Genomic DNA, 11,902 nt, shown 5'->3' on the forward strand with positions numbered 1-11,902 from the left:
GTGCATTTTTCTATTTAACTCGGGAAGTAGCTCAGCTTGGTAGAGTACTTGGTTTGGGACCAAGGTGTCGCAGGTTCGAATCCTGTCTTCCCGATTCATTACAGAGATACGTAAGCGTATCTTTTTTTGGTTAACTAGATATTATATACATTAAGAGAGAATCAGTTTGCTTCTCTCTTTTTTTAATTGGCTCTTTGTCAACTGTAGTGGGTTGAAGTCAGCTAAGCTCGAGAAAGGCACATTTTGTCCGTTTTTTGATATTTAGCGCGATAAAAATCCGTTTTTTGAAGTTTTCAAAGTTTCTGAAACCAAAGGCATTTCGTTAGATAAGTTTGATGAGATTATTAGTCGATTCCAGTTTGGCATTTGAGTAAGGCAATTGAAGGGTGTTGACGATTTTCTCTTTGTCCTTTAGTAATGTTTTAAAGACAGTCTGAAAAAGAGGATGAAGCTGCTTTAGATTGTCCTCAATGAGTACAAAAAATTTGTTAGGCTCTTTATTCTGAAAGTGAAAAAGCAAGATTCATAGAACTGATAGTGGTGTTTCAAGTCTTCTGAATAGCTCAAAAGCTTGTCTAATATCTCTTTATTGGTCAAGTGCATACGAAAAGTAGGACGATAAAATCGCTTATCACTGAGTTTACGACTATCTTGTTGAATGAGCTTCCAGTAACGCTTGATAGCCTTGTATCCATGAGATTTTCGTTCAAATTGATTCATGATTTGAACACGCACACGACTCATAGCACGGCTTAGATGTTGAACAATGTGAAAACGATCTAGAACGATTTTAGAGTTTGGGAGTGAAACAGTCTGGGAGACTGTTTCAGCCTGAGCATAGAAATTCGGAAGCGAAGCTGTTTAACCAAGTCATAATAAGGACTAAACAGATCCATAGTAATAATTTCTACCTGACAGCGAACAGCTCTATGGTAGCGAAGAAAGTGATTTTGAATGATAGCTTTTGTTCTTCCCTCAAGAACAGCTATGATACTGAGATTATGAAAATCTTGCGCAATGAAACTCATCTTCATCTACCGATTGAAACAGTCACTCACCTGACTGTTTTAACGTCCAAGGGCATAATTTCAGGCAAATGACTAAAGTTACATTCAAAGTGAAAGTCATTGAGCTTGTGAATGACAGTTGAAGTTGAAATGGCTAGCTGATGTGAAATATAGGTCATAGAAGTCTTTTCAATCAGCTTTTGAGTAATCTTTTGATTGATGATACGAGGGATTTGGTGATTCCTCTTGACGATAGAAGTCTCAGCCACCATCGTTTTGAACAGTGATAGCACTTGAATCGTCGCTTGCTAAGCAGAATTCTAGTAGGCATACCAGTCGTTTCAAGGTAAGGAATCTTAGACAGTTTTTGAAAGTCATATTTCTTCATTTGATTTCCCACAATGAGGACAAGATGGGGCATCGTATTCCAGTTTAGAGATGATTTACTTGTGGGTATTCCTATTGATAACAGCTAAATTCCCAAACTAAGTTCCACCGCTAGTAAAAGTGGAAGTTACTTTGAGAAGTTACCCTTATTGATAGCATCCATAATTTGGATATTAGGTTCTTTAATATCGAGTAGCTTTGTGATAAAGTGTAGTTGTTCCATATGATTCTTTCTAATGAGTTGTTTGGTAACTTTTCATTATAGATCTTATGGGACTTTTCTATTGCCACTTTTTTCTTTTTTCCTTTCGTGTTACAATAAAGGTATGAATCAGTATCAGAAAAAGATTGTTAAAGGAACCATTTATTCGCTCCTATCTGGCTTAATCTGGGGAATCTGTGGGATTCTAGGAGAGTATTTCTTTACTCATTATCAAGTGTCCTCTGGCTGGATTACCTCTATGCGTTTGACACTAGCAGGGAGTCTTGTGCTCATTTGGTCTGCGATGCAATTAAAATCGCAAGTGCTAGATATTTGGCGAGATAAGAAAAATTACCTGCCCTTTTTAGCCTATGCTATTTTGGGGATTTTTTCAGTTCAGTATTTTTTCTATCTCTGTGTAGAATACTCAAATGCAGCGACAGCAACTATTTTACAGTTTATCAGTCCAGTCTTTATCCTCTTTTACAATCGCTTGGTTTATCAAAAACGAGCGTCAAAAAGCGCTATTTTTTATGTTTTGGTTGCCATGTTGGGTGTTTGCCTGATGGCGACAAAGGGAGATCTCTCTCAATTATCCATGACACCGCTAGCACTTGTGACGGGTTTGCTGAGTGCCATGGGGGTCATGTTTAATGTTATCTTGCCCCAACCTTTTGCGAAGCGCTATGGTTTTGTACCCACGGTTGGGTGGGGGATGATTTTGGCAGGTTTATTTAGCAATGGCCTCTCGCCGGTTTATCAGCTTTCCTTTACTCCTGATATTTGGAGTATCTTGATTTGTCTCATTATCGCTTTCTTTGGGACGGCTTTTGCTTTTTTTATTTCCATGAAGGCTGTGTCCTTGGTTTCTCCTTTGGTGGTTTCCGTTATTAGTGCCAGTGAACCTCTCTCTTCTGCCCTTTTGAGTGTTTTATTTTTAGGTTTAGTAGTGGATTGGTCCCTTCTTCTAGCTATGGCCTTGATTATTTTACCTATGATTTTCCTATCGATAGAAGAAGCGAAAGAAAGTAAATAAAAAGTCTTTTCTTAATTCTAAAAGTGTGCTATACTAGAATAGTCAATAAAACACGGGGAGATAGTTGTGAAGAGTGTTTTTAGGTTGTATCGGTAGGGGCTTGCTTTTACCGACAGCACGTTTTATCTCACATCCCTAAAAATCATACCTAAAAACAAACAAAAAGGCTTCAAATTTGAGGTCTTTTTTGGTAGAATAGGTATCATTAAAATGAACTAGGAGGCGCCTATGACTGCCACAAAAATGAACGCACAAGAAATTATCCAATTTATCGCCAATGCTGAAAAGAAAACTAGTGTTAAAGTAACCTTTGAAGGACAACTTGCAACTGCTGTACCAAGCTCTGTTGTCAAACTAGGGAATGTCCTATTTGGAGACTGGAAGGACGTTGCTCCTCTTCTCGAAGGTTTGGTAGAAAATCAAGACTATGTTGTTGAGCAAGATGCTCGTAATTCTGCAGTTCCTTTGCTAGACAAACGTGCTCTTAATGCTCGTATTGAGCCGGGTGCTATTATCCGTGACCAGGTTGAAATTGGTGACAATGCTGTTATCATGATGGGAGCGGTTATCAATATCGGTGCTGAAATTGGTGCAGGAACTATGATTGACATGGGTGCTATCCTTGGTGGCCGTGCTATCGTTGGGAAAAACAGTCACGTTGGTGCAGGTGCGGTTCTTGCAGGTGTGATTGAGCCAGCGAGCGCAGAACCAGTCCGTGTTGGAGATAATGTTCTTATCGGCGCCAATGCAGTGGTTATCGAAGGGGTCCAAATCGGTAGTGGTTCAGTTGTCGCAGCAGGAGCTATTGTTACCCAAGATGTCCCAGAAAACGTGGTGGTAGCAGGTGTTCCAGCTCGTATAATCAAAGAGATTGATGCCCAAACCCAACAAAAAACAGCGCTAGAGGATGCGCTTCGTACCTTATAATTGTAAAAGTAATAAAGAGGCGGAACCCTTCTTCCAGCCTCTTTCTGCTATATAGGAGGAAAGATAGATGTTAGATTTGATTCAGACTAGACGAGATTTGCACCAGATTCCAGAGATTGGCTTGGAGGAGTTCAAGACTCAGGCTTATCTGCTGGATGTGATTGAGAAATTGACTGCGAGCAAGGATTTTGTCCAAGTTCGTACTTGGCGGACAGGTATTTTGGTTTATTTGCAGGGAAGTCAGCCAGAGCGTACTATTGGTTGGAGGACAGACATTGATGGCCTGCCTATCGTCGAACAAACAGGACTTCCTTTCGCTTCTCAGCACCAAGGTCGTATGCATGCTTGTGGCCATGATTTCCACATGACTATTGCTTTGGGCTGTCTCGAGCGCGCCCTTGAAGAGCAACCCAAGAATAATCTGCTCTTTCTGTTTCAACCTGCTGAAGAAAATGAAGCAGGTGGTATGCTTATGTATGAGGACGGGGCTTTTAGAGATTGGCTACCAGATCAATTTTATGGTCTCCATGTCCGTCCAGATTTGAAGGTTGGTCAGATTGCGACCAATACTCATACACTCTTTGCAGGTACTTGCGAGGTGAAGATTCGTTTCAAAGGCAAAGGTGGCCACGCAGCCTTTCCACATGAAGCTAATGATGCCTTGGTGGCTGCTAGTTACTTTGTGACCCAAGTACAGTCAGTTGTCAGCCGCAATGTCAACCCAATCGAGGGAGCGGTGGTGACCTTTGGAGTTTTCCAAGCTGGAACAACCAACAATGTCATCACAGACATAGCCTTTTTACATGGAACTATTCGGGCCTTGACTCAAGATATGAGTCTCTTGGTTCAAAAGAGGGTCAAAACAGTTGCAGAAGGAGTTGCAGCTGCCTTTGATATGGAAGTCGAAGTGGAACTCAAACAAGGTGGATACCTGCCTGTTGAGAACAATCCAGCCTTGGCGCGTGAACTGATGGACTTTTTTGAAGAGAAAGAGGGAATCGAGTTGATTGATATCGAGCCTGCTATGACAGGTGAAGACTTTGGTTACCTCCTTTCAAAAGTTGATGGCGTTATGTTCTGGCTAGGTATTGATAGTCCCTACGCCCTTCATCACCCTCAGATGAGTCCTAAGGAAGAAGCCTTAGCTATTGGGGTGGACGCGGTCTCTAGTTTCCTGAAAAAGAAGGCAGCAGAGTAGAGGGGTTGTCTATGAAATCGGAATTACGTAAGCAATTCTTGCAAGAAATGAAGGCTTTACCTCGAGAGCAAAAACAGTTTATAGACCAAGCTTTAACTGAGCGACTTTTACAACACCCCTTTTACCAAGAAGCTAAGATCATCGCAACCTACCTCTCTTTTCCTCATGAGTTTCAAACGCAGGAACTGATTGAGCAGGCGCAGAAGGATGGCAAGAAGGTTCTGATACCCAAAACCTATCCCAAGGGGTGCATGGACTTTGTAGTCTATAATCCGCAACAACTAGCCAAAACTTCCTTTGGCTTACTGGAACCACAGGGAGATTTGGAAGTGGTGGATGCCTCTCAGATTGATTTGATTCATGTTCCTGGTCTGGCTTTTACGACGGAAGGATATCGGATTGGATATGGTGGAGGTTATTATGACCGCTATCTAGAACATTTTTCTGGTCATACTTTGAGTACGGTTTATCCTTGTCAAATTCAGGATTTTATCTCTGAAAACCATGATATTCCTGTTCAGGAGGTTTTGATTGATGAAGGAAATCTTTGATAGACGTTATCCTGTGACGAGTTTCTTCCTTTTTGTGACGGCCTTGGTATTTTTACTAATGTTGGTCAATGCAGGTGGAAACTTTGACAGGGCGGATACATTATTTCGATTTGGAGCTATGTATGGACCAGCTATTCGCCTCTTTCCTGAGCAGATTTGGCGTCTCTTTTCTGCCATTTTTGTTCATATTGGGTGGGAGCATTTCATTGTTAATATGCTTTCTCTCTATTATCTTGGTAGGCAAGTAGAGGAAATTTTCGGATCCAAGAAGTTTTTCTTTCTCTATCTCTTATCAGGAATGATGGGGAATCTCTTTGTTTTTGTATTTAGTCCAAAATCCTTAGCAGCAGGAGCTTCTACTTCTCTCTATGGGCTATTTGCAGCGATTATCATTCTTCGCTATGCCACTCGCAACCCCTATATCCAACAGCTAGGGCAATCTTATCTGACACTTTTTGTGGTTAACATTATTGGAAGTGTTCTGATTCCAGGAATCAGCCTAGCAGGTCATATCGGGGGAGCAGTTGGTGGAGCATTTCTAGCAATTATCTTTCCAGTTCAAGGAGAAAGACGGATGTATAGCGCTAGTCAGAGACTGGTAGCGTTAGTGTTATTCGTAGGATTGGCAGTCTTGCTTCTCTACAGGGGAATGGGTTTGTGACGAGCTTATAATAATAGTTGTGTAATGAAAAAAGATAAGGCATTTTTGAACCTTATCTTTTTATGTTATTCCTTCTCAGCCAATTCTTTTCCTAGTTGGATGAGGTAATCTTTCAAGTCATCTTTGACTTGTAGGTGTTTGAGGGCATAGTCAATAGATGTTTTCATAAAGCCAAACTTATCCCCAACGTCGTAACGAGCTCCTGTAAATTCACGGGCGAAAACACGTTGTGTTTTATTAAGTGTATCAATAGCGTCGGTAAGCTGGATTTCATTTCCAGCACCGGGAGCTTGATTTTCGAGGATCTCAAAAATTTCTGGTGTGAGCAGATAGCGCCCGATAATTGCTAAATCACTTGGAGCATCCTCTGGAGCTGGTTTTTCAACGAAAGTTTCGACACTGTAGAGACCATTAATCCCTTCACCCTGAGGAGCGATAACTCCATATGCTGAAACTTCTTCATGAGGGACAGGCATAACAGCAATTGTTGATGCGTGAGTCGACTCGTAATCATTCATCAATTGTTTTGTCAAAGGTACAGCGTTGTCATCTGTGATATCCATTAGGTCGTCACCAAGCATGACAACGAAGGGTTCATTCGCCACAAAAGCTTTTGCTTGTAAGACAGCATCGCCAAGACCACGAGGATGGCTTTGACGGATAAAGTGAAGGCGAATGCCAGTTGTTTCGTCTACCAATTTTAACAAGTCATGTTTGCCTTTTTCTTTGAGGTTGTACTCAAGCTCAAAGTTTGAGTCAAAGTGGTCTTCAATAGAACGTTTTGATTTACCAGTGACAACCAGAATATCTTCAATACCTGATTTAAGAGCTTCTTCTACGATAAATTGGATAGTTGGTTTGTCTACAATTGGCAACATTTCTTTAGCAAGTGCTTTGGTTGCTGGTAAAAATCGAGTCCCAAGTCCAGCGGCAGGGATGACTGCCTTTCTAACTTTTGATGTCATAAGAATCCTTTCTCTAGAGGGTTAAGACCACTCATTTTCTGCTTTAAATTCATTGTTCATGATGTCATAAATGGCATCTTTGATATTGGTTCCGTGGTAAATAACTTGGTAAATGGCTTGTGTAATTGGCATATAGACTCCAAGTTCTTGCGCTAGTTCATAAGCTGCTCGAGTCGTTGAAATTCCTTCAATCACCATGCCCATATTGGCTTCGATATCAGCTAGAGATTCTCCACGACCAAGAGCATCTCCGGCTCTCCAGTTACGAGAGTGGATAGAGGTTCCCGTTACGATCAAGTCTCCTACACCGGATAAGCCACTATAGGTCAATGGACTGGCCCCAAGTGCTACTCCTAGGCGGGTAATTTCTGCCAAACCTCGAGCGATGATGGCTGCCTTAGCATTGTCACCAAATCCCAAACCATGTAAAGCTCCAGCACCGACAGCAATAATATTTTTAAGAGCACCAGCAGTTTCAACTCCGATAACATCCGTATTAGTATAAAGTCGGAAGTAGTGATTACTAAAGAGCTCTTGAGCGTATTGAGCTGTTTGTAAGTCTTTAGAAGCAGCAGTGATTAAAGTCAGGTCACGCACAATGGTCTCTTCTGCATGACTAGGTCCTGAAACAACGACAATATCACTGCGGAGATGTTCAGGAATTTCTTCTTCAAGGATGGTTGATAATCGTTTATGGCTATCAGGTTCTAATCCCTTTGATGCGTGCATGATAATAGCCTTATGGTCCAAGGTTTTTGCAACTTGTTGGGCAACAAGTCGTGTCACTTTTGTTGGGACAACAAACAAAATCGCATCCACATCTTTCAATGCCTCTGCTAAGTCGGTGTAGGCAATGATTTTTTCATCTAGAACGACATCTTTAAAGTAGTGTTTGTTAGTATGATAGGTATTAATTTCATTGATTTGATCGGGAATGTTTCCCCAAATACGTACCTCGTGTCCATTGTCATTTAAGACTTGTGAAAGGGCAGTTCCCCAAGAACCAGGCCCCAAGACGGCGATGGTTTGTTTTTCCATATTCCCCTCCTTTATAACCTTTTTTTACTATTTTACCATAAAAACCTTTATCATGCATTACTGTAGATGAAAGCGCACTAATTTGTATCAAGGAGACTTCTTTGACAAGTTCTCACTTTTTTGCTAGAATAACATCACACAAACAGAATGAGAAGGAGCTGACGCATTGTCGCTCCCTTTTGTCTATTTTTTAAGGAGAAAATATGCTGATTCAGAAAGTAAAAACCTACAAGTGGCAGGCCTTGGCCTCGCTTCTGATGACAGGCTTGATGGTTGCTAGTTCACTTTTGCAACCGCGTTATCTGCAGGAAGTGTTAGACGCCCTCCTTGCTGGGAAATATGAAGCTATTTATAGTATCGGGGCTTGGTTGATTGGTGTGGCCTTGGTCGGTCTAGTTGCTGGTGGGCTCAATGTTGTCCTTGCAGCCTATATTGCCCAAGGAGTTTCATCCGACCTTCGGGAAGATGCCTTCCGCAAAATCCAAACCTTTTCTTATGCAAATATTGAACAATTTAATGCGGGAAATCTAGTCGTTCGCATGACAAACGATATCAATCAGATTCAGAACGTGGTCATGATGACCTTCCAAATTCTTTTCAGATTACCCCTCTTGTTCATCGGTTCGTTTCTCCTTGCGGTTCAAACTTTGCCCTCTCTGTGGTGGGTGATTGTTCTCATGGTTATATTGATTTTTGGCTTGACTGCTATCATGATGGGGATGATGGGTCCTCGTTTTGCCAAGTTTCAAACCCTTCTTGAGCGCATCAACGCTATCGCCAAAGAAAATCTACGCGGTGTTCGTGTGGTCAAGTCCTTTGTCCAAGAAAAAGAGCAGTTTACGAAGTTTACAGAGGTCTCAGACGAGCTTCTCGGTCAAAACCTTTACATCGGCTATGCCTTTTCAGTGGTGGAACCCTTCATGATGTTGGTCGGATACGGGGCGGTCTTCCTCTCTATTTGGCTGGTCGCGGGAATGGTTCAGTCGGATCCTTCTGTTGTTGGTTCCATTGCTTCCTTTGTCAATTACCTAAGCCAGATTATCTTTACCATTGTTATGGTTGGATTTTTGGGAAATTCTGTCAGCCGTGCCATGATTTCCATGCGTCGTATTCGAGAAATTCTTGACGCAGATCCAGCTATGACCTTCAAAGATGTCCCAGATGAAGAGTTGGTTGGAAGCCTTAGCTTTGAAAATGTAACCTTTACCTATCCAATGGACAAGGAACCGATGCTGAAAGATGTGAGCTTTACCATCGAGCCTGGTCAAATGGTTGGTGTCGTTGGAGCAACTGGTGCAGGAAAATCAACCTTGGCTCAATTGATTCCACGTCTCTTTGACCCACAGGAAGGGGCTATCAAAATCGGAGGTAAGGATATTCGAGAAGTGAGTGAAGGGACCTTGCGTAAAACAGTTTCTATCGTTCTCCAACGTGCCATTCTCTTTAGTGGAACGATTGCAGATAACTTGAGACAGGGTAAGGGAGATGCTACTCTATTTGAAATGGAGCGAGCAGCCAATATTGCCCAGGCTAGTGAATTCATTCATCGTATGGAGAAAACCTTTGAAAGTCCAGTTGAGGAACGGGGAACCAACTTCTCAGGTGGGCAAAAGCAAAGGATGTCGATTGCGCGTGGGATTGTCAGCAATCCACGTATTCTGATCTTTGACGATTCGACCTCGGCCTTGGATGCCAAGTCAGAGCGCCTAGTGCAAGAAGCCTTGAATAAGGAATTAAAGGGGACGACAACCATTATCATCGCTCAAAAGATTAGCTCGGTTGTCCATGCAGATAAAATCTTGGTTCTAGATCAAGGGCGATTGATTGGTCAAGGGACGCATGCAGACTTGGTTGCCAACAATGCTGTTTACTGTGAAATCTACGAAACACAGAAAGGAAAGGAGGAGTAAAATGAAGACAGTTCAATTTTTTTGGAATTATTTTAAAGTCTATAAGCTATCATTTGTAGTTGTTATCCTGATGATTGTTTTAGCAACTCTTGCCCAAGCCCTCTTTCCGGTCTTTTCTGGACAAGCAGTGACGCAGCTAGCTAATTTAGTTCAAGCTTATCAAAATGGCAATCCAGAACTTATTTGGCAAAGCCTATCAGGAATCATGGTCAATCTTGGCCTGCTGGTTTTGGTTCTATTTATCTCTAGTGTGATATACATGTGTCTCATGACGCGCGTGATTGCAGAGTCGACAAACGAGATGCGCAAAGGCCTCTTCGGTAAGCTTGCTCGCTTGACGGTTTCTTTCTTTGACCGCCGACAAGATGGCGATATCTTGTCTCGTTTTACCAGTGATTTGGATAATATCCTCCAAGCCTTTAACGAAAGTTTGATTCAGGTCATGAGCAATATTGTTTTATATATCGGTCTGATTCTTGTCATGTTTTCGAGGAATGTGACGCTGGCCCTCATCACCATTGCCAGCACACCAGTGGCCTTCCTCATGCTGATTTTCATCGTGAAAATGGCACGGAAATATACCAACCTCCAGCAGAAAGAGGTAGGGAAACTTAACGCCTATATGGATGAGAGTATCTCAGGCCAAAAAGCTGTCATTGTGCAAGGAATTCAAGAGGATATGATGGCAGGATTTCTTGAACAAAACGAGCGCGTACGCAAGACAACCTTTAAAGGAAGGATGTTCTCAGGAATTCTTTTCCCTGTCATGAATGGGATGAGTCTTGTTAATACAGCCGTCGTCATCTTTGCTGGTTCAGCTGTACTTTTGAATGATAAGTCTATTGAAACAAGTACAGCCCTAGGTCTGATTGTTATGTTTGCCCAATTTTCACAGCAGTACTACCAGCCTATTATCCAAGTTGCAGCTAGTTGGGGAAGTCTTCAGTTAGCCTTTACAGGTGCTGAACGGATTCAGGAAATGTTTGACGCAGAGGAAGAAATTCGACCTGAGAAGGCGCCGATCTTTACTAAGTTGCAAGAAGGTGTTGAAATCAGTCATATTGATTTTTCATACTTGCCTGATAAACCTATTTTGAAAGATGTCAGCATTTCCGCTCCGAAAGGCCAGATGACAGCGGTTGTTGGTCCGACAGGTTCAGGGAAAACGACTATTATGAACCTCATCAATCGCTTTTATGATGTTGATGCTGGTGGTATTTATTTTGACGGCAAAGACATCCGTGACTACGACTTGGATAGCCTCAGAAGCAAGGTAGGAATTGTTTTGCAGGATTCGGTCTTATTTAGTGGAACGATTCGAGACAATATCCGTTTCGGTGTGCCAGATGCTAGTCAAGAAATGGTTGAGGCAGCAGCCAAGGCAACCCACGTTCACGACTATATCGAAAGTTTGCCTGATAAATACGATACTCTTATCGATGATGACCAGAGTATCTTCTCAACTGGGCAAAAGCAATTGATTTCTATCGCTCGAACCTTGATGACAGATCCAGAAGTTCTCATTCTAGATGAAGCAACTTCAAACGTAGATACGGTGACAGAAAGTAAGATTCAGCATGCCATGGAGGCAGTTGTAGCAGGTAGAACCAGTTTTGTCATTGCCCATCGTTTGAAGACCATCCTCAATGCAGACCAGATTATTGTGCTTAAAGATGGAGAAGTCATTGAACGCGGTAACCACCATGAACTCTTGAAACTAGGTGGATTCTATTCAGAACTTTATCACAATCAATTTGTCTTTGAATAAGAAAGAAGTTGTCCTATGTGGGCAGCTTTTTCTTGTCCATAAAAAATATTTATCACAGCCTTAAAAAAAACATATTAGACGAAAGTCATTTTGAGTGATATGATAGGACTATCGTTATACTCAATGAAAATCAAAGAGCAAACTAGGAAGCTAGCCGCAAGCTGTACTTGAGTACGGTAAGGCGACGCTGACGTGGTTTGAATTTGATTTTCGAAGAGTATTAACATTCGAAAGGAGAGGCATCATGGCTAT

General features: G+C 41.9%; 9 protein-coding genes, 1 tRNA gene and 1 pseudogene. 8 read left to right on the plus strand and 3 right to left on the minus strand.

All coding sequences use genetic code 11. The annotated features are described in order from the left end of the window. Positions 1–20: 20 nt before the first annotated feature. Positions 21–94 (plus strand) — tRNA-Pro (locus B7696_RS00095). A gap of 123 nt (positions 95–217) precedes the next feature. On the opposite strand, the pseudogene B7696_RS00100 reads toward B7696_RS00095, so the two are convergent. Further along, positions 218–1,617: pseudogene (locus B7696_RS00100) on the minus strand (ISL3 family transposase). Between the two features lie 103 nt (positions 1,618–1,720). Here B7696_RS00100 and B7696_RS00105 point away from each other — a divergent pair. The 5 genes from B7696_RS00105 to B7696_RS00125 all read left to right on the plus strand — a co-directional run bounded on the left by B7696_RS00105 (position 1,721) and on the right by B7696_RS00125 (position 5,969). Further along, complete coding sequence (locus B7696_RS00105) at positions 1,721–2,632, plus strand: DMT family transporter (protein WP_084861460.1); 912 nt, start codon at positions 1,721–1,723, stop codon at positions 2,630–2,632. Positions 2,633–2,860: 228 nt separating this feature from the next. Beyond that, positions 2,861–3,559 carry a 2,3,4,5-tetrahydropyridine-2,6-dicarboxylate N-acetyltransferase gene (gene dapD, locus B7696_RS00110; RefSeq protein WP_061865070.1) on the plus strand — a complete coding sequence of 233 codons (699 nt, stop codon included), beginning with the start codon at positions 2,861–2,863 and terminating at the stop codon, positions 3,557–3,559. Positions 3,560–3,626: 67 nt separating this feature from the next. Next, positions 3,627–4,757 (plus strand): N-acetyldiaminopimelate deacetylase, encoded by a 1,131-nt coding sequence (locus tag B7696_RS00115; RefSeq protein ID WP_084861462.1) that lies wholly within the window; start codon positions 3,627–3,629, stop codon positions 4,755–4,757. An 11-nt stretch (positions 4,758–4,768) separates the two neighbouring features. Continuing rightward, on the plus strand, positions 4,769–5,308 hold the full coding sequence (locus B7696_RS00120; protein ID WP_064275938.1) for a 5-formyltetrahydrofolate cyclo-ligase: 540 nt from the start codon (positions 4,769–4,771) through the stop codon (positions 5,306–5,308). After that, the gene (locus B7696_RS00125; RefSeq protein ID WP_084861464.1) at positions 5,292–5,969 is read left to right on the plus strand and encodes a rhomboid family intramembrane serine protease; all 678 of its coding nucleotides are present in this window, start codon (positions 5,292–5,294) and stop codon (positions 5,967–5,969) included. The genes B7696_RS00120 and B7696_RS00125 overlap by 17 nt, the downstream gene beginning before the upstream one ends. A 65-nt stretch (positions 5,970–6,034) precedes the next feature. On the opposite strand, the gene galU is transcribed toward B7696_RS00125, so the two are convergent. Beyond that, complete coding sequence (gene galU, locus B7696_RS00130; RefSeq protein ID WP_084861466.1) at positions 6,035–6,934, minus strand: UTP--glucose-1-phosphate uridylyltransferase GalU; 900 nt, start codon at positions 6,932–6,934, stop codon at positions 6,035–6,037. 21 nt (positions 6,935–6,955) lie between these two features. Then, on the minus strand, positions 6,956–7,972 hold the full coding sequence (locus B7696_RS00135; RefSeq protein WP_084861469.1) for an NAD(P)H-dependent glycerol-3-phosphate dehydrogenase: 1,017 nt from the start codon (positions 7,970–7,972) through the stop codon (positions 6,956–6,958). A 203-nt stretch (positions 7,973–8,175) separates the two neighbouring features. Here B7696_RS00135 and patA point away from each other — a divergent pair, with 203 nt between their 5' ends. Beyond that, complete coding sequence (patA, locus tag B7696_RS00140) at positions 8,176–9,882, plus strand: multidrug efflux ABC transporter subunit PatA (protein WP_084861471.1); 1,707 nt, start codon at positions 8,176–8,178, stop codon at positions 9,880–9,882. Position 9,883: 1 nt separating this feature from the next. After that, a complete protein-coding gene (gene patB / locus B7696_RS00145; protein WP_084861474.1) occupies positions 9,884–11,650 on the plus strand; it encodes a multidrug efflux ABC transporter subunit PatB in 1,767 nt (588 codons plus the stop codon). Positions 11,651–11,902: the final 252 nt, after the last annotated feature.

The organism is Streptococcus mitis (assembly GCF_002096815.1).
GTDB classification, from domain to species: Bacteria; Bacillota; Bacilli; order Lactobacillales; family Streptococcaceae; genus Streptococcus; species Streptococcus mitis_AD.